Origin of the sequence: Bacillus sp. SJ-10 (genome assembly GCF_002843505.1) — a bacterium.
Lineage (GTDB): Bacteria > Bacillota > Bacilli > Bacillales > Bacillaceae > Bacillus > Bacillus velezensis.
Genome location: NZ_CP025258.1, coordinates 625,001 through 642,500 on the forward strand (window position 1 = coordinate 625,001; position 17,500 = coordinate 642,500).

Annotated in this window: 17 protein-coding genes, 1 tRNA gene, 2 rRNA genes, 1 other RNA gene and 1 other annotated feature (2 of these 22 cut by a window edge); of the genes, 6 read left to right on the forward strand and 15 right to left on the reverse strand. The window is 45.6% G+C overall.

The annotated features are described in order from the left end of the window. The 8 genes from CXL14_RS03250 to tadA all read right to left on the reverse strand — a co-directional run. A 16S ribosomal RNA gene (locus CXL14_RS03250) occupies nt 1–689 on the reverse strand (it extends 861 nt beyond the left edge of the window). A gap of 248 nt (nt 690–937) precedes the next feature. Then, nucleotides 938–1,201: a pro-sigmaK processing inhibitor BofA family protein gene (locus CXL14_RS03255; RefSeq protein ID WP_003150686.1), complete on the reverse strand. Its 264-nt coding sequence runs from the start codon at nt 1,199–1,201 to the stop codon at nt 938–940. Between the two features lie 60 nt (nt 1,202–1,261). Next, the gene (locus CXL14_RS03260) at nt 1,262–1,486 is read right to left on the reverse strand and encodes a YaaL family protein (RefSeq protein WP_007408755.1); all 225 of its coding nucleotides are present in this window, start codon (nt 1,484–1,486) and stop codon (nt 1,262–1,264) included. A gap of 18 nt (nt 1,487–1,504) precedes the next feature. Next, nucleotides 1,505–2,101 (reverse strand): recombination protein RecR, encoded by a 597-nt coding sequence (gene recR / locus CXL14_RS03265; RefSeq protein ID WP_007615147.1) that lies wholly within the window; start codon nt 2,099–2,101, stop codon nt 1,505–1,507. A 14-nt stretch (nt 2,102–2,115) separates the two neighbouring features. Beyond that, nucleotides 2,116–2,439, reverse strand: coding sequence for a YbaB/EbfC family nucleoid-associated protein (locus tag CXL14_RS03270; protein ID WP_029326155.1), 324 nt, complete (start codon nt 2,437–2,439; stop codon nt 2,116–2,118). 24 nt (nt 2,440–2,463) lie between these two features. Then, nucleotides 2,464–4,155 (reverse strand): DNA polymerase III subunit gamma/tau, encoded by a 1,692-nt coding sequence (gene dnaX / locus CXL14_RS03275; RefSeq protein ID WP_003150701.1) that lies wholly within the window; start codon nt 4,153–4,155, stop codon nt 2,464–2,466. Between the two features lie 133 nt (nt 4,156–4,288). Beyond that, an RNA gene (ffs, locus tag CXL14_RS03280) (signal recognition particle sRNA large type) lies at nt 4,289–4,553 on the reverse strand. A gap of 84 nt (nt 4,554–4,637) precedes the next feature. Continuing rightward, nucleotides 4,638–5,120 (reverse strand): tRNA adenosine(34) deaminase TadA, encoded by a 483-nt coding sequence (gene tadA, locus CXL14_RS03285; protein WP_101287655.1) that lies wholly within the window; start codon nt 5,118–5,120, stop codon nt 4,638–4,640. A gap of 121 nt (nt 5,121–5,241) precedes the next feature. Here tadA and CXL14_RS03290 point away from each other — a divergent pair, with 121 nt between their 5' ends. From CXL14_RS03290 to dck, 4 genes are all read left to right on the forward strand, one after another. Beyond that, nucleotides 5,242–5,754 (forward strand): cysteine hydrolase family protein, encoded by a 513-nt coding sequence (locus tag CXL14_RS03290; RefSeq protein WP_232789958.1) that lies wholly within the window; start codon nt 5,242–5,244, stop codon nt 5,752–5,754. 71 nt (nt 5,755–5,825) lie between these two features. Then, nucleotides 5,826–7,109 carry a glycoside hydrolase family 18 protein gene (locus CXL14_RS03295; RefSeq protein WP_101287658.1) on the forward strand — a complete coding sequence of 428 codons (1,284 nt, stop codon included), beginning with the start codon at nt 5,826–5,828 and terminating at the stop codon, nt 7,107–7,109. 95 nt (nt 7,110–7,204) lie between these two features. Further along, nucleotides 7,205–7,828, forward strand: coding sequence for a deoxyguanosine kinase (gene dgk, locus CXL14_RS03300; protein ID WP_014416710.1), 624 nt, complete (start codon nt 7,205–7,207; stop codon nt 7,826–7,828). After that, nucleotides 7,825–8,478, forward strand: coding sequence for a deoxyadenosine/deoxycytidine kinase (gene dck, locus CXL14_RS03305; protein WP_029974845.1), 654 nt, complete (start codon nt 7,825–7,827; stop codon nt 8,476–8,478). Before dgk ends, dck begins: the two co-directional genes overlap by 4 nt. Before the next feature lie 132 nt (nt 8,479–8,610). On the opposite strand, the gene CXL14_RS03310 is transcribed toward dck, so the two are convergent. Beyond that, nucleotides 8,611–8,703, reverse strand: a tRNA-Ser gene (locus CXL14_RS03310). Between the two features lie 217 nt (nt 8,704–8,920). Between CXL14_RS03310 and CXL14_RS03315 the strand changes: the two genes are divergently transcribed. Next, on the forward strand, nt 8,921–10,066 hold the full coding sequence (locus CXL14_RS03315; protein ID WP_101287660.1) for a glycerate kinase: 1,146 nt from the start codon (nt 8,921–8,923) through the stop codon (nt 10,064–10,066). A 10-nt stretch (nt 10,067–10,076) separates the two neighbouring features. Here CXL14_RS03315 and serS read toward each other — a convergent pair whose 3' ends face one another. The 5 genes from serS to guaB form a co-directional block, all read right to left on the reverse strand. Beyond that, nucleotides 10,077–11,354, reverse strand: a complete 1,278-nt coding sequence (gene serS, locus CXL14_RS03320; protein WP_007408744.1) for a serine--tRNA ligase — start codon at nt 11,352–11,354, stop codon at nt 10,077–10,079. Between the two features lie 54 nt (nt 11,355–11,408). Then, nucleotides 11,409–11,621 (reverse strand) — a binding site (T-box leader). Between the two features lie 52 nt (nt 11,622–11,673). Further along, on the reverse strand, nt 11,674–12,264 hold the full coding sequence (pdxT, locus tag CXL14_RS03325) for a pyridoxal 5'-phosphate synthase glutaminase subunit PdxT (protein ID WP_007615126.1): 591 nt from the start codon (nt 12,262–12,264) through the stop codon (nt 11,674–11,676). A gap of 21 nt (nt 12,265–12,285) precedes the next feature. Next, nucleotides 12,286–13,170 (reverse strand): pyridoxal 5'-phosphate synthase lyase subunit PdxS, encoded by an 885-nt coding sequence (pdxS, locus tag CXL14_RS03330; protein WP_003150714.1) that lies wholly within the window; start codon nt 13,168–13,170, stop codon nt 12,286–12,288. A 197-nt stretch (nt 13,171–13,367) separates the two neighbouring features. Next, nucleotides 13,368–14,699 carry a D-alanyl-D-alanine carboxypeptidase gene (dacA, locus tag CXL14_RS03335; RefSeq protein WP_011996156.1) on the reverse strand — a complete coding sequence of 444 codons (1,332 nt, stop codon included), beginning with the start codon at nt 14,697–14,699 and terminating at the stop codon, nt 13,368–13,370. A 152-nt stretch (nt 14,700–14,851) separates the two neighbouring features. After that, a complete protein-coding gene (gene guaB, locus CXL14_RS03340) occupies nt 14,852–16,318 on the reverse strand; it encodes an IMP dehydrogenase (protein ID WP_003150717.1) in 1,467 nt (488 codons plus the stop codon). A gap of 120 nt (nt 16,319–16,438) precedes the next feature. Between guaB and CXL14_RS03345 the strand changes: the two genes are divergently transcribed. Then, entirely contained in the window at nt 16,439–17,389 is a 951-nt protein-coding gene (locus CXL14_RS03345; protein WP_014416707.1) for a YaaC family protein, read from the forward strand. Nucleotides 17,390–17,433: 44 nt separating this feature from the next. Here the strand turns inward: CXL14_RS03345 and rrf are convergent. Beyond that, nucleotides 17,434–17,500, reverse strand: a 5S ribosomal RNA gene (gene rrf, locus CXL14_RS03350) (it continues 49 nt past the right edge of the window).

The following is a 17,500-nucleotide window of genomic DNA, read 5'->3' on the forward strand; positions in this document are numbered from 1 at the left end:
GTGGAATTCCACTCTCCTCTTCTGCACTCAAGTTCCCCAGTTTCCAATGACCCTCCCCGGTTGAGCCGGGGGCTTTCACATCAGACTTAAGAAACCGCCTGCGAGCCCTTTACGCCCAATAATTCCGGACAACGCTTGCCACCTACGTATTACCGCGGCTGCTGGCACGTAGTTAGCCGTGGCTTTCTGGTTAGGCACCGTCAAGGTGCCGCCCTATTTGAACGGCACTTGTTCTTCCCTAACAACAGAGCTTTACGATCCGAAAACCTTCATCACTCACGCGGCGTTGCTCCGTCAGACTTTCGTCCATTGCGGAAGATTCCCTACTGCTGCCTCCCGTAGGAGTCTGGGCCGTGTCTCAGTCCCAGTGTGGCCGATCACCCTCTCAGGTCGGCTACGCATCGTCGCCTTGGTGAGCCGTTACCTCACCAACTAGCTAATGCGCCGCGGGTCCATCTGTAAGTGATAGCCGAAGCCACCTTTTATGTCTGAACCATGCGGTTCAAACAACCATCCGGTATTAGCCCCGGTTTCCCGGAGTTATCCCAGTCTTACAGGCAGGTTACCCACGTGTTACTCACCCGTCCGCCGCTAACATCAGGGAGCAAGCTCCCATCTGTCCGCTCGACTTGCATGTATTAGGCACGCCGCCAGCGTTCGTCCTGAGCCAGGATCAAACTCTCCGATAAAGTGTTTGACTGACTACGCACATCGCTGTGCGATTTATTTAAAACTTTGAATTAACAGGTACGTTTTGTCTTGTTTAGTTTTCAAAGAACTTTGTTCGTCGCTCTTGAAGCGACTTAATTATCTTAACACATCAGTGTTAGTTCCGTCAACAACTTTTTAAAATTTCTTTTTCAAAAATTCGTTTCGTCATCAGCGACGTATATTAGAATACCACCCTTGATCCAACATGTCAACAATAATCGACAAATTAAATGATGAAGCGTTTAATGACTATCAAAGCCGCGATGCCGGGAATCCCCAGAATCCCGCTGATGCCCGTTGTAATCAGGTTAACAGGGATATGAATACCGAGACTGCCCCCGAACAAGTTCACACCCACCAGCAGAATCGCACCGGCAATAAACTTAATCGCAGTCACACCAATCCATCTTAACGGTTTTGAAGATACTCCCCATAAAAAAAGCAAAGCAACCAGACCGACAATCAAACCGATAATGAAAAAAGGCTCCATGAATCTTCCCCCTCGCTTGTTTAGTACAAGCTTATGAGAAGATCCCGGAGAATAGACCTCTTACTTCCATCTGCTCATTTTCAAATTCCGCTGCTTCGCTTCTTTCAAATAAAAAAAGTACTTAGATTCAGCGACTTTCAGCTCAAACAACACCTCAGCGGAGGGCTCGAGACTTTTCTCGACCAGACTCTTCTGTCTGTTCCATTCTTCTTTTTGTTTAAAGAGCTGTTCTATCAGCTTCTCATCAAACTCTTTTCTTAATGTATTTCTGCGAAGAAAACCCATGCCTTGCCTTTTCCTCCCTTACAATTCACGTCTTCCTTCAAGAGCTTTTGAAAGAGTGACCTCATCAGCATATTCCAAATCACCGCCGACGGGCAGACCGTGGGCAATACGGGAGAGCTTGATGCCTGAGGGCTTTAACAGCCTTGATATATACATCGCTGTTGCTTCCCCTTCAATATTAGGGTTGGTTGCGAGAATAACTTCTGTCACTTGATCATCCTGAAGACGTTTCAGCAGCTCCGGAATCTTAATATCCTCCGGTCCGATGCCGTCCATTGGTGAAATCGCGCCGTGAAGAACATGATACTGGCCGTTATATTCCTTCATTTTCTCCATTGCGATCACATCCTTAGGGTCCTGCACGACACAAATAACAGACTTATCCCTTCTAGTGTCCTCACATATATAACAAGGGTCCTGATCTGTAATATGTCCGCAAATCGAACAATATGTCAGGTTGCGCTTCGCATTTACTAATGCTTTCGCGAAATCTAATACCACGTCTTCTTTCATACCTAGAACAAAAAAAGCCAGACGAACCGCTGTTTTCGGTCCGATCCCTGGCAATTTCATAAAGCTGTCAATCAGCTTTGATATTGGTTCAGGATACTGCATGTTTATTTATCCCCCTAGAATAAACCCGGTATGTTCATTCCTTTTGTAAATTGTCCCATTGTCTCATTCGTCATGTCATCCACTTTTTTGAGGGCGTCGTTTGTTGCGGCAAGAATCAGGTCCTGAAGCATTTCGATATCTTCCGGATCAACGACTTCTTCTTTAATGGCAACGTCTACAACTTCTTTTTGGCCGTTGACTTTTACAGTCACCATTCCGCCGCCCGCTGTGCCTTCAAGCACTTTTTCGGCAAGCTCCTCCTGAGCCTTCGCCATATCCTTTTGCATTTTTTGCATTTGTTTCATCATTTTTTGCATGTTTCCCATTCCGCCACGCATATTCAATCACTCTCTTTCATCTTATTAGTCTTTTATTTCGATTAAATCCGCTCCGACAAGTTTTTTCGCCTCTGCAATCAGCGGATCTTCTTCAGCCGGTTCGTTTGATCCTTCACTTTCCTGCTGGTGATCATTTAAAAATTCTTCTCTTATTTTACCCCATTGTGCTTCCGGAACGCCAATCAAATCCATTCTTTTCCCGAGCATTGATTCGAGAATCTGTTCAAGATTCGTACGGACTCCATTATTGTCTTCTGCAACCATTTTACAATGGATTTCGTATTTAAATTTAAGCACAAATGCCTTTTGAGCTGCAGCTACCGGTTCACTGTCATTCAAAAGAGCCGCATGAGACACCTTATTCTGCTGTTTCAGGTGTGCCAGCAGCTTGCCCCAGCTGCTTTTAAGCTGTTCAAGATCAGGTCTTGTGGCTTCCTTCAATATCTCATGAATTCTTCCGACCGGGGCTTTATAATGGCTTTTTCCGCCTTTTTGAGGACGCGGAGCTTCTTTCGGAGCGCTTTCCATCTGAACCTTCACACCGGAGGTTTTCAGCCTTTCTACTTCCTGCTCAAGCTGCTGGATCTTATTCATCAGCATGCCGACCTCAGGGATGTCTCCGGCGGATTGCTGTGCCGTCTGGCATATTTTCACGACAGCCACTTCAAAAAAGATTCTTGGGTGGTTCGTCCACTTCATTTCCTGATGGCTTTTATTCAGGATATCAATCATCTCATATAAAGCAGGAGCCGGTATGTCACCGCTCAGATTCCGAAACGTTTCATCGACCTTCACCTTCTCCAGGACTCCTTCTAAACCGGGAGCGGCCTGGTACAAGAGCATATCCCTGAAATAGAAAATCATATCTTCAATCAGTTTAGCCGCATCTTTCCCCTGCTGGAGCAATTCATTCAGTGTTTCCAATGCCTCGGAAACCTGTTTGCGGTGAAGAGCAGATGCCAGTTTTCCAATATAGTGCTGAGAAACGGCTCCGGTAATGAGCAATGCGTCATCCACCGACAGCTCCTCGCCGCTGAATGATACGGCTTGATCGAGCAGGCTCAGCGCGTCCCTCATTCCTCCGTCCGCAGCACTCGCTATGATATCAAGGGCTCCTTCTTCCACCTTCAGCTGCTCTGCATCGACGATTGTCTTCATTCGTCCGACAATTGCTTTGGATGTAATCCGTTTGAAGTCAAAACGCTGACATCTGGAGATAATGGTTAAAGGAATCTTATGAGGCTCAGTCGTAGCTAATATGAAAATGCAATGTGCCGGCGGTTCTTCCAGCGTTTTCAGAAGCGCATTGAATGCGCCGATAGAGAGCATATGCACCTCATCTATAATATATACTTTGTAGGTGACGGCCGACGGGGCGAATTTTACTTTGTCACGGATGTCGCGGATTTCGTCTACGCCGTTATTCGACGCCGCATCTATTTCAATCACATCTGATATAGAGCCGTTTGTGATCCCCTTGCACGCCGCACATTCATTGCACGGTTCTTCTACGGGGGCGTGCTCACAGTTGACTGCTTTCGCAAATATTTTAGCTGCACTGGTTTTTCCCGTTCCCCGCGGTCCAGAAAACAGATATGCATGAGAAAATTTCTTTTGCAAAAGGGCATTTTGCAGCGTTTTCGTAATGTGTTCCTGTCCGACCACATCTTCAAACTGCTGAGGCCTAAATACTCGATATAAAGCTTGGTAACCCACAGGATGCGCCCTCCTCTGTTATTCATCATGTTTATTATACATGAACGTGCTTTTAACGCCAAAACCCGTTTTTCATATACGAAAAAACTCACCTGCCATAAACAGGTGAGTCTGAAATTTGATGATTGATTTACCGTGCACCTTCTGTCGATTCGCTACCCTAAGCGTTACTTAAGCAGTTAGCTCAGCCCAGGCAACCCTGCGGCACATGAGAGGTTTCACTTAATGCTGCTTCCTTCCGGACCTGACATGGTTCATGAATTCCCATTGCGCAGGACCCAGACGTCAACGCCACTTACTTAAGGCAGACCTTACAGTAAACGAACCTCGAGAAGGGATTCGGCCCCGCTAGAGCGGATTGCGGGTACAGGGCACCGCTACCTCCCCGCTTAGCACGGCAAAATAAATATCAAATTTTGATATGCGCACCATTCATGATGCACACATAAGTATATCTGCTTCAGGCAGAAAATGCAACCGTACTACTCAGACAACTTTTTCCTCATGTCTTTCTTTTGCCGGCGCAGCTTTCTGAAAAAAGCGCTGAGCATTTCTCCGCACTCTTCTCCGAGCACTCCGCTCACCACTTCCGCTTGGTGGTTGAACCGCTCTTCCTGCAAGAGGTTCATCAGCGTTCCTGTACAGCCCCCCTTGGGGTCAAATGCGCCGAATACGACCTTATCGACTCTCGAAAGCACGACGGCTCCCGCGCACATCGGACACGGCTCCAAAGTGACATAAAGAACGGCTTTCTCAAGTCTCCATGTCCCCAGCTTACGGCACGCTTCGTCTATCGCCAGCATTTCGGCGTGGGCAAGCGACCTCTGTTCAGTCTCCCGCAGATTATGCGCCCGCGCCACGATCTCATCATGCAGAACAAGAACTGCTCCGATCGGCACTTCACCTTTCGCTTCGGCTTTCTTCGCTTCTTTTATGGCTTCTCTCATATAATATTCATCATTCATAGGTTCAAGCTCTCTTCTTAAGTTTTTTCATGTCTCATAAAGGTTAAAATAGGAATACCCCAGCAGAAAGGAGTTGCCGGTATTGTCTGAACCTAACAACACAGCCCTTCTGATTGTCGATATGATCAACAATTTTCAATTTGATATGGGCGAACGTCTTGCTGAAAAAACCAAACAAATTGTCCCCCGTATTTTATCATTAAAGAAGCATGCAAAACAAAGCAACTGGCCGATTATTTATATTAATGATCATTACGGGCTTTGGAAGGCTGATATTGATGCCATCAGGGAGGAATGCAGCAACGACAGAAGCGCCCCCATTATAAAAGATATTTCGCCTCAGCCGGATGATTATTTTCTCATTAAACCGAAGCATTCCGCTTTTTACGAAACGGCGCTTCACACCCTTCTGACTGAATTACAAGTGAACCGATTAATCATCACGGGGATTGCCGGGAACATTTGTGTGCTGTTCACGGCCAACGACGCCTATATGAGAGAATACAGCATTACCATTCCGAAAGACTGCACCGCTTCCAATAACGACAAAGACAATGATTTCGCTTTGACCATGATGGAGAATGTTCTCTTCGCAGAAATAACCACGGAAAAACAAATTACCGCCGAAAAATAAACATGATCAGCCTCCTTTTTTCATACATTTAATAGCGGATATGAAAGGAGGCGTTTTTCATTCAGATCTATATAGTGAAACGGGGCGACACGCTTTCCGCTATTGCGGCGCGCTACCGGACAGCCGCAAATGTCATTGCGGAAGCAAATAAACTGCCTAATCCAAATACATTGGTTGTCGGACAAACCCTTGTCATCCCGATTGAGGGTCAATATTACGAAGTGAAACAAGGTGATACTCTCGCGGCAATCGCCGGCCGTTTTCATATATCGGCCGCGGAGCTTGCGAGGGTGAACGGAATTCAGCCCGGCACCACATTGAGAGTCGGAACCCGCCTTTACATTCCGCAGCAGGCGAATAAGCCCGATATCGAATCAAACGCATATATAGAACCGCGGGGAACGAGCGTAAGCGCTAATCTGCAGCAGGCGGCAAGGGAGGCCTCTCCTTATTTAACATACCTCGGCGCATTCAGTTTTCAAGTGCAGCGGAACGGGACTTTAAAGGAACCGCCTCTGACCAATTTAAAAAGCATCAGTGACAGGCACAACACCACACTGATGATGATCATCACCAACCTTGAAAATGACGCATTCAGCGATGAACTCGGGCGGCTCATCTTGAATGACAATACAGTGAAAACAAAACTTTTTCAGGAAATCGTCTCCACGGCTAAAAAGCACGGCTTTCGCGATATTCACTTTGATTTCGAATATTTACGTCCACAGGACAGAGAAGCCTACAATCGTTTTTTACGTGAAGCGAGGACGATTTTTCATCGGGAAGGCTGGAAGATTTCAACGGCGCTTGCTCCGAAAACGAGCGCGACTCAGGCCGGCAAATGGTACGAAGCACATGACTATAGGGCACATGGAGAAATCGTCGATTTTGTCGTGATCATGACATATGAGTGGGGATACAGCGGAGGCCCGGCTCAGGCCGTATCACCTATCGGCCCTGTAAGAAATGTCATTGAGTACGCGCTGACGGAAATGCCTTCTTCAAAAATCGTCATGGGCCAGAATATGTACGGCTATGATTGGACACTGCCTTTCAAACAGGGAACGACAGCGAAAGCCGTCAGTCCTCAGCAGGCAATCGCTCTGGCAGCACGCCATAAAGTCGACATTCAATATGACGAAACCGCCCAGGCTCCATTCTTTCGTTACACGGATGAAAATCAGAGACGGCATGAAGTATGGTTTGAAGATGCCCGGTCCATTCAAGCGAAATTCAATTTAATTAAAGAACTGCATTTAAGAGGGATCAGCTATTGGAAACTCGGCCTTTCTTTCCCGCAAAACTGGCTTTTGCTCAACGATCAATTTCATATTGTAAAAGAGACGTTTCGTTAATTGGAAGCGTCTTTTTTCATGGGCTTTTCTGAGAGTGTGATACAATATATAGGCCGGCAGCTGACGGATGTTTGCAGAATTAAGGAGGATTTTCAATGAACAGAGCCCCTTTTATCGCGGTAGAAGGTCCTATCGGGGCAGGAAAAACGACACTCGCTACGATGCTTTCTGAAGAGCTCGGTTTTCCTATGATTAATGAGATTGTGGAAGACAATCCTTATCTCGATAAGTTTTATGACAATATCGAGGAGTGGAGTTTCCAGCTTGAAATGTTTTTTCTATGTCACAGGTATAAACAGCTTGAAGACACCGATCGAGATTATTTAAAACAAGGACAGCCCGTTTTGTCCGATTATCATATTTATAAAAATGTTATTTTCGCAGAGCGTACATTGCACGGCCAAAAGCTTGAGAAATATAAGCAGATTTATCATCTGCTCACTCACGACCTGCCGAAACCGAATGTTATTGTATACATAAAGGCAAGCCTGCCGACATTGCTTCAACGCATTGAAAAACGCGGGCGCCCGTTTGAGAAAAATATCGAACATCAATATCTGGAACGTCTCATTGCAGATTACGACACAGCCATCAGACAGCTTCAGGAAGAAGATCCGGATATATCTGTACTGACCATTGACGGTGATACTGAAGACTTTGTTTTGAATAAGACAGACTATGAAAGAATTGCCCGTCAGGTAAAGGAGCTTATTAAATGAAAGACATTCATATTCCAAACAACGCCATTATAACAGTAGCGGGAACGGTAGGAGTCGGAAAATCGACTTTGACCAAAGCTTTAGCAAAACGGCTCGGGTTTTCTACCTCACTCGAGGAAGTGGATGAAAATCCTTATTTAGAGAAGTTTTATCACGATTTTGAACGCTGGAGCTTCCATTTGCAAATTTATTTTCTGGCTGAGCGGTTCAAAGAGCAGAAAAATATGTTTGAATCAGGCGGCGGATTCGTGCAGGACCGTTCGATTTATGAAGATACAGGCATATTCGCAAAAATGCATGCCGATAAAGGAACCATGTCGCTGACAGATTACACAACATACACAAGCCTATTTGAGGCGATGGTCATGACGCCGTACTTCCCGCATCCTGATGTTTTGATCTATTTAGAAGGCGACCTTGAAAACATTATAAACCGGATTGAAAAGCGGGGCCGCGAGATGGAGCTGCAGACAAACCGCTCCTATTGGGAAGAGATGTATACACGGTACGAAGACTGGATCAGCGGTTTTAACGCCTGCCCTGTGCTGAAAGTACGCATTGAAGATTATGACCTTGAAGCTGATGAACAGTCACTGGAACCTTTGATCGAAAAAATCAGTCACGTGATCAACGAAAACAGAAACAAATAAAAATAGCAAAGCGATTTTCCCCCGAACAGAGAAAATCGCTTTTTTTTGCATATAAAAAATCCGCTGCATCACATGCAGCGGACAAAACAATCTCCAATATATGCTCGAGTTTCATTAGGTTTAAAATCAATATGGCGGAGGAAGAGGGATTCGAACCCCCGCGGGCTTTGACACCCCTGTCGGTTTTCAAGACCGATCCCTTCAGCCAGACTTGGGTATTCCTCCGTATCGACATTTAATAATATACCACATGACCTAAATTTCAGTCAAGCGCTTTTTCATATTTTTTATTTCATTTCTTAAACGGCTTGTCCGTCAGCTTTACTATCATACAAAAGTCTTGCGTCCAATTCAACCTCAGTATGCCATACGGGCAGGAAAACACAGTAAAAATCAAGAATAGCTTCAAACAGATAACCTGCTCATAAAGGTGGAGAACATAATGAAAATCATCATTGCACCCGATTCTTTCAAAGAAAGCATGACATCAAAAGAAGCCGCTGACAGCATAGAAAAAGGATTCAAAGCGGTCTTCCCTGACGCGGAATATATCAAGATACCCGCGGCCGACGGCGGAGAAGGAACCGTTCAGGCTTTGACGGATGCCACTGGCGGAAGCATCATCAAAAAAACTGTGACCGGTCCGCTGGGAACGCCGGTAAACGCCGCATATGGACTTCTGGGAGACGGACGCACGGCAGTCATTGAAATGGCGGAAGCATCGGGACTTCATCTCGTTCCCCGCCATCTCAGAGATCCGTTGAACACAACGACAAGAGGAACGGGTGAACTGATAGCAGATGCAGCTTCCCGCGGGGCGGGTGAGATCATCATCGGGCTTGGCGGGAGCGCAACCAATGACGGCGGAACAGGAATGGCGAGCGCGCTCGGTGTGCGTTTCTTAAATGAGGAAGGTCAGGAGATACCTGACGGCGGAGGCGCTCTGCACACCCTAGCTTCTATTGATATAGGCGGTCTCTCTCCTGATCTGAAACATATCCGTTTTCGCGCCGCATGTGATGTCGAAAATCCCCTGACCGGCGAAAACGGCGCGTCATATGTCTTCGGCCCGCAAAAAGGGGCGTCCGAGAAGACTAAAGTTGTATTGGATCGCAACTTACGCCATTTCGCTGACGTATTGAGACGTCAGCACCATATCGAAGCGGATACCGTAAAAGGCGCGGGCGCCGCAGGGGGACTGGGCGCCGGACTGATCGCTTTCTTACAGGCAGAACTTCAAAGCGGGATTGATGTTGTATTAGATACACTGTCCTTCTCAGATCGGATAAGAGGCGCTGACCTTGTCATTACCGGAGAGGGGCAGATAGACGGACAAACGATATTCGGCAAAACCCCCGCCGGGATCGCCGCACGCGCATCTGCTCAAGAAATTCCCGTTATCGCATTGGCGGGCTCCTTAGGCAAAAATTTCGAGCATGTTTACAGCGCAGGAATAACAGCTGTATTTTCTATCGTGCCGGGTGCTGTAAGTCTTGAAGACGCCTTAGCATCCGGCCGTTTTAACCTTGAAAGCACAGCCCGGAATGCCGCCGCTCTATACCGGACAGCAAAAAAGGCGCGCCTCTAGGGCGCACCTTTTACGGTTTGATGACTTCTTTATTTCCCATATAAGGACGAAGCACTTTCGGAATGATGACACTTCCGTCTTCCTGCTGATAGTTTTCTAAGATGGCAGCTACTGTTCTGCCGACTGCAAGACCTGAACCGTTTAATGTATGCACATGCTCCGGCTTGCCTTTCGCTTCGCGTCTGAATCGAATGTTTGCGCGTCTCGCCTGGAAGGCCTCAAAGTTACTGCAAGAAGAAATTTCACGGTATGTGTCTTGGCTTGGAATCCATACCTCAATATCGTACTTTTTCGCGGCTGTAAAGCCGAGATCACCGGTACACATGCTCATGACACGATACGGCAGTTCGAGCAGCTGAAGCACCCGCTCGGCTTGATTTGTCAGTTTTTCAAGCTCCTCATAAGAATCTTCCGGCTTCACGAATTTCACAAGCTCAACCTTGTTGAACTGATGCTGGCGGATCAAACCGCGTGTATCACGGCCGGCAGATCCCGCTTCTGAACGGAAGCAAGCGCTGAATGCGGCATAATTGATCGGCAGGTTCTCACCGGATAAGATTTCATCGCGGTGCATATTTGTAATCGGCACTTCCGCCGTCGGAATTAAGAAATAATCCTCTTCTCTGATTTTAAAAGCATCCTCTTCAAATTTAGGAAGCTGTCCCGTACCTGTCATGCTCGTACGGTTTACCATATAAGGAGGAATGACTTCCGTGTAATCATATTCATCAACGTGAAGATCCAGCATAAAGTTGTAGAGCGCGCGTTCGAGGCGGGCGCCTAATCCTTTATAAAACACAAACCGGCTGCCTGTTACTTTTGAAGCGCGTTCAAAATCAAGAATGTTTAAATGGTCTGCGATATCCCAATGCGGTTTCGGCTCATATGAAAATGCCGGCGCCTCTCCCCACTTGCGAATTTCAATGTTATCATCTTCCGTTTCCCCGACGGGCACTGAATCGTGCGGGATGTTCGGAATAGACAGAAGGATGGTTTCGAGCGTCGTTTCGACAGTACGAAGCTCTTCATCAAGCTTCTTAATTTCTTCGCCCACTTCACGCATCTCTTTAATAATATGATCAGCGTCTTTTTTCTCCCGTTTCAAAACGGCGACCTGCTGAGACACTTCATTGCGTTTTCCCTTCAGTTCTTCTACTTTACCGATAAGCTCTCTTCTCTTTTCGTCCAGCTCTTCAAACTTGTCAAAGTCAGATAAGTCTTCGCCTTTTGGAATGAGCTTCGCTTTTACCTCTTGAAAATTGGCTCTCAGCACCTTCGTATCAATCATGCCTAACAACTCCTATCTGTTTTTATCGAAAATAAAAAAGAGCCCTCATCCCCTAAAAGGGACGAGAGCTCTCGCGTTGCCACCCTGATTGAAAACAAGCTCACACTTGCTTCCCGCTTTAACACATAACGGTTTTCCCGTAAATGCCTACTTGTTTTCAGCATTTCGCTCAAGGACGGATTCGGACAGCATCTTTCACCGATTCGCACCACCCATCGGCTCTCTTTGAAAGAGGGGCTCCCTACTGCTTCCTGTCAACGCTTTTCGATCTTTATTTGTGTTTATAATGTACTATAAGTATCAGCGGTTTTCAACTGTTTTATACAGCTGTTTCCTGCTTATGCTTTTCCGCCATCTTCACAAACAGCTCTGTCACCCGGTGATCATCCGTCAGTTCAGGATGGAACGAGCAGCCGAGGAAATTCCCCTGCTTTGCAGCCACGATGCGTCCGTTATGCTCACAAAGCACTTCAACATCTTCTCCGGCTTCTAAAATATGCGGCGCGCGAATAAATACACCCGTAAACGGCTCATCAAGGCCTTTAATCGTCAGATCAGCTTCAAAGCTGTCGACCTGACGGCCAAAGGAATTACGCTCGACGACAACGTTCAACAGCCCTAAATGAGCGTTATCCGTTCCCGCTATCTCTTTGGCTAAGATAATCAGACCGGCGCATGTGCCGAACATCGGCTTGCCTTGGGCGGCAAACTCGCGAAGCGGCTCCATAAAATGATACGTATCCATTAAACGCCGCATCGTCGTGCTTTCCCCGCCCGGCAGGATCAAGCCGTCGATATCATTCAGCTGTTCAGGACGCTTAATGACGACACCTTTTGAACCACATGCTTCAATTGAACGAATATGTTCTCTTACTGCTCCTTGAAGTCCAAGTACACCAATTGTTAACATGCTTCCAGCTCTCCTATGGTTTTACCAGCCGCGTTCTTGCATACGCTGTTCCGGCAATAGATTTGAGATTTCGATTCCTTTCATTGCTGTGCCTAATTCTTTAGAAAGCTCAGCGATCAGTTTGTAGTCTGTGTAATGAGTCGTTGCTTCAACAATTGCTTTGGCGAATTTAGCAGGGTTGTCTGATTTGAAAATACCTGAACCGACAAATACGCCGTCAGCGCCAAGCTGCATCATCAATGCCGCGTCAGCAGGCGTCGCTACTCCGCCGGCAGCAAAGTTCACTACAGGCAGTTTGCCGTCACGTTTGATTTGAAGAAGCAGTTCATAAGGAGCGCCGAGGTTTTTAGCTTCAGTCATCAGCTCATCATCGCTCATCGCAACAACTTTGCGCACTTGTGCGTTTACTTTTCTCATATGGCGGACAGCTTCCACAATGTTTCCTGTTCCCGGTTCGCCTTTTGTACGAAGCATGGAAGCTCCTTCGGCGATACGGCGCGTTGCTTCGCCGAGATCACGGCAGCCGCATACGAAGGGGACTGTATATTCATTTTTATTTAAATGAAATTCTTCGTCAGCCGGAGTCAGAACTTCACTTTCATCGATGTAATCTACTCCCATTGCTTCAAGGACACGCGCTTCAACGATATGTCCGATACGCGCTTTTGCCATTACGGGAATGGATACAGCATTCATTACTTCTTCAACGATTGTCGGATCAGCCATGCGGGCAACACCGCCGGCAGCGCGAATATCAGCCGGAACACGTTCTAACGCCATTACGGCAACAGCTCCCGCCTCTTCCGCAATCTTCGCTTGTTCAGCATTTACAACGTCCATGATGACGCCGCCTTTTTGCATTTCCGCCATGCCGCGTTTTACACGATCAGTACCTGTTTGAGCCATTATTTGGTCCCCCTAGTCAATGTATAGTTAGATAATTTCCATCTCTTATTGTATCCCAGAAATACAATATTTCATATGGGTATTCTTATTTTACAGCGAGATGAATAAGATAGATATCATTTTTTTACTAATAATTTGGTTTTTTCAGTATATTAAGCAAAAGAGCCCTAACTTTCATCAGAGCTCTTTCTTATTTCTTAAAACCAGCCTGTTACCGTGTCAACGGCGCTGTTCCAGATTCCGGAGAAGAATCCGCCGATGCCGCGCATCATCTGAACAAACCAGTTTGCTTTATCTACATCATTTTTCGTTACAAGATTCACGCTGAACTCTTTGGATTTGAGGAAGCCATAGTCTTTGTCACTGCCTTTGTATGTAACTGTCAGCGTTCCGACTTTCGTTCCCTTTTTCACAGGAGCCGTGATTTCTTTTTTATCTAAAGTCACTTCGGCTTTATAGTTCTTTTCATCCCCGCTTTTCACAGGAATAGAAAGCGCCTTGTCAGTAACAATATCGACTTGCTTGTCTTTCCCTTTTTCAACGTCAATCGTTTTGTGCCCTTTTACTTGAGAGCCTTCAGGGTAAAGATCTTTCATTGAGAAATTGCTGTTAAATGCGTAATCGAGCATTTTTTTCGTTTCATCAAAACGTCCGGTATGCAGGTTGCCTTTTGCGTTTAATACAACGGTGATGACCCGCATTCCGTTCCGCTGTGCTGTGCTTGTAAAACAAGATCCCGCAGAATCAGTAGAACCCGTTTTTAAGCCGTCAACGCCAGGGTATTCAGAAACAAGACCTTTTAACATGAAGTTCCAGTTCGGCATGTCCATTTCATCATCAGTGCCGGCTCTGAATTTCGTCTTAGCGATGCTTGTTGTTTTGAGAACTTCCGGATAATCAGTGATCAGGCGGTCTGCAAGAAGCGCCATGTCTTTAGCAGAAACTTCACTTTCTTCTTTAACGCCTTCTCCTTGCGGCTGCTTGCCGTGAAGGTCTTCATTCACAAGCCCTGTGGCATTTTTAAAATCATAGTTTGTCATACCTAATTCTTTGGCTTTCGCATTCATTTCAGCGACAAATTTCGTTTCAGTTCCGGCAAGAATTTCGGCAACTGCAATCGCGGCTCCGTTGGCAGAGTAAATCGCCATAGCCTGATACAGTTCTTTAACCGTGTATTTGCCGTCTTTTCGAAGGGGGACGTTTGATAAACTGTTGTCTTGAGAAATTTCATAGACATAATCATCAGGAGTATACGTTTGATCCCATTTCACTTTTCCTTCTTTAATGGCTTCCAGAAGCAGATATTCAGTCATCATTTTTGTCATGCTGGCAATCGGCAGTCTTTTGTCTGCATTTTTACTGTATAAAATTTTTCCCGATGAAGCCTCAATCATTATCGCAGCTGATGCGTTGACATCAATCGGGTCATTGCCGGCTGCCTCCGCTTTAGACATCGGAACAAAGCAAGTTGCGGCCAGTGCCAGTACCACTAATGACACCAACAGCTGTTTCCATTTCGTGATGTTCAATCTTACGACCTCCGTCATTCATTTTAAATCTATAATTAAGCCGTTAAGGACATATTCAAATTCAAAACACAACAGTATAAATTTTATCACACTCGATATAAAAAAAATAGACAGAGTCAGCGACCCTGTCAAATGTTTTTTATTTGTAACAATTATGAGATTGTGTAGTTTGGTGATTCTTTCGTAATTTGGACATCATGCGGATGACTTTCGCGAAGACCGGCACCTGTCATACGGATGAATTGAGCCTCTTCTCTTAAAGCACGCAAGTCTTTTGAACCGCAATATCCCATACCTGAACGAAGACCGCCGACAAGCTGATACACTGTTTCTTCTACAGGACCTTTGTACGGAGTCCGTCCTTCGATACCTTCAGGGACGAATTTCTTATTTTCTTCTTGGAAATATCGGTCTTTACTGCCTTTTTCCATGGCAGCGACAGAACCCATACCGCGATACACTTTAAATCTTCTGCCTTGATAGATTTCAGTCTCTCCCGGGCTTTCTGAAGTACCGGCAAGCAGGCTTCCGAGCATTACGGCATGTCCGCCTGAAGCCAACGCTTTCGTAATATCTCCTGAGAATTTAATACCGCCGTCTGCAATAATTGTCGCGCCGTGTTTTCTCGCTTCAGTGGCACAATCATAAATGGCAGTGATCTGCGGTACGCCTACACCTGCAACGACGCGTGTCGTACAGATAGAACCAGGTCCGATTCCCACTTTTACAATATTTGCTCCGGCTTCAATCAGAGCTTTTGTCGCTTCAGCCGTTGCAACATTTCCCGCGATAATGTTCAGTTCAGGATATGTTTCACGGATTTTCGCAACTGTGTTCAGTACGCCTCTGGAATGTCCGTGAGCCGTATCAACCACGATAACGTCGACATTCGCTTCAACAAGCTTGCTGACGCGTGTCATTGTATCGCCTGTCACACCTACCGCAGCGCCGACAATAAGGCGTCCGTGTTCATCTTTAGATGAATTCGGGAATTCGATAACCTTTTCAATATCTTTGATCGTGATAAGACCTTTTAATTTGTTTTGGTCATCCACTAACGGAAGTTTTTCAATTTTATGTTTCTGTAAGATTTTTTCTGCTTCGTCTAATGTGGTTCCCACAGGAGCCGTAACCAGCTCTTCTTTTGTCATGACATCACTGATTTTCATTGAATAATCAGAGATAAAGCGAAGATCACGGTTTGTAATGATACCGACAAGCTTTTGATCGTCTTTATTATCTACAATCGGAACACCGGAAATTCTGTATTTCCCCATCAAATGCTCCGCATCGAATACTTGATGATCAGGTGTTAAAAAGAAGGGATTTGTAATAACGCCCCGTTCAGAACGTTTGACTTTGTCAACATGTTCAGCCTGCTGTTCGATGGACATGTTTTTATGGATAATGCCCAAGCCGCCCTGTCTGGCCATCGCAATCGCCATAGCTGATTCTGTTACTGTATCCATTCCCGCACTGATGACAGGAATATTAAGCTTTAACGTCTTTGTCAGTTCAACAGATAAATCCACATCACGCGGAAGTACGTCTGATTGAGCCGGTACGAGCAGTACATCATCGAACGTTAAGCCTTCTTTTGAAAATTTACTTTCCCACATTAGTAAATCCCCCTCTTTTCGGCAAAATATTATATGTAGATTATCAACTAGAAAACAGCATGTCAAGGAAGCGAAAAAGAGTTGAAATATTTAGATAAAGGAAAGGGTTTAAAAATACGTATGAGAGATCATGAGTGGAAAGAGTTATCATTATTTTATTCCGTAGAATCTTCCCAGAAATTTCTAAATAAAGTCTATACAGAAAGCGGCATGGAAGAACCAAAACGATATGCGTTTAAGAACAGTGAGCGCTTCATATTCTTTATCAAACACGCCGAGTCCTTTTATAAGCAGGCATCTCTTTCCCCTTTAGAAATTAAGCCTATTCTGTTGTTTTACGGGATGTCACAATTGCTGAAAGCCTGTCTTCTGACCACAGATCCAAGCTATCCAAGCCATGCCTCAGTACTCGCGCATGGCGTGACTGCCCGGAAACGCAAAAAGCAAAATTACTCCTTTAGGGATGATGAAGTGAAGGTGCAGCGCAATGGCTTATGTATTCATGTAATGAAGCACTTATTCGGAATAGCTGGTCTTGAGGAGGAACGGTATACGATGAAGAAATTGCTGACAGCCATACCTGAATTGCATACTGTCTTTTTCTTCCAAGAGAAAAAGAATTGGCTGACCCGAGTAGAGCTGAAAGATGACCTTATTTCAGTGCCTGAGCATGCGGTGATTCATTACAATATGTCTGATTCCCGCTTTGCTGAATATATCAGCCAACATTTGAAGTGGTCTTTTCTGAGGAAAGACCATAACCACTTGGTTTTTGAGGCTGACCCGATAGACAGAGAACCTTGGTCTTCACCAAATTTATTGTTTCACTTGGAGAAAAATCAATATTACATTCCCTCTCAGCGTGATCACTTCCTGCATTTTCCGGAAATGATTATTCATTATTTGGTTCTCTACAATATCGGGATGATTGCGAGATATGAAACGGAGTGGTGGTATGAACTGCTGACACAGCATGTCAGTGATGATTATGTAATGATCCGCCGGTTCTTAGAGGTCACGGAACGCAAATTTCCGTATTACGTTTCTAATTTCCTGAAGCAATACTTATAAACAAAAAAGGCAGCTCATAATGAGCTGCCTTTACCGTAATGATAGCTTGGCGGCGTCCTACTCTCACAGGGGGAAACCCCCGACTACCATCGGCGCTGAAGAGCTTAACTT

Coding starts and splice junctions, on each gene's coding strand:
- CXL14_RS03255 (WP_003150686.1), bottom strand. CDS start 1,201: ATGGAGCCTTTTTTCATTATCGGTTTGATTGTCGGTCTGGTTGCTTTG.
- CXL14_RS03260 (WP_007408755.1), bottom strand. CDS start 1,486: ATGGGTTTTCTTCGCAGAAATACATTAAGAAAAGAGTTTGATGAGAAG.
- recR (WP_007615147.1), bottom strand. CDS start 2,101: ATGCAGTATCCTGAACCAATATCAAAGCTGATTGACAGCTTTATGAAA.
- CXL14_RS03270 (WP_029326155.1), bottom strand. CDS start 2,439: ATGCGTGGCGGAATGGGAAACATGCAAAAAATGATGAAACAAATGCAA.
- tadA (WP_101287655.1), bottom strand. CDS start 5,120: ATGAATGATGAATATTATATGAGAGAAGCCATAAAAGAAGCGAAGAAA.
- CXL14_RS03290 (WP_232789958.1), top strand. CDS start 5,242: ATGATCAACAATTTTCAATTTGATATGGGCGAACGTCTTGCTGAAAAA.
- dgk (WP_014416710.1), top strand. CDS start 7,205: ATGAACAGAGCCCCTTTTATCGCGGTAGAAGGTCCTATCGGGGCAGGA.
- dck (WP_029974845.1), top strand. CDS start 7,825: ATGAAAGACATTCATATTCCAAACAACGCCATTATAACAGTAGCGGGA.
- CXL14_RS03315 (WP_101287660.1), top strand. CDS start 8,921: ATGAAAATCATCATTGCACCCGATTCTTTCAAAGAAAGCATGACATCA.
- serS (WP_007408744.1), bottom strand. CDS start 11,354: ATGATTGATACGAAGGTGCTGAGAGCCAATTTTCAAGAGGTAAAAGCG.
- pdxT (WP_007615126.1), bottom strand. CDS start 12,264: ATGTTAACAATTGGTGTACTTGGACTTCAAGGAGCAGTAAGAGAACAT.
- pdxS (WP_003150714.1), bottom strand. CDS start 13,170: ATGGCTCAAACAGGTACTGATCGTGTAAAACGCGGCATGGCGGAAATG.
- guaB (WP_003150717.1), bottom strand. CDS start 16,318: ATGTGGGAAAGTAAATTTTCAAAAGAAGGCTTAACGTTCGATGATGTA.
- CXL14_RS03345 (WP_014416707.1), top strand. CDS start 16,439: ATGAGAGATCATGAGTGGAAAGAGTTATCATTATTTTATTCCGTAGAA.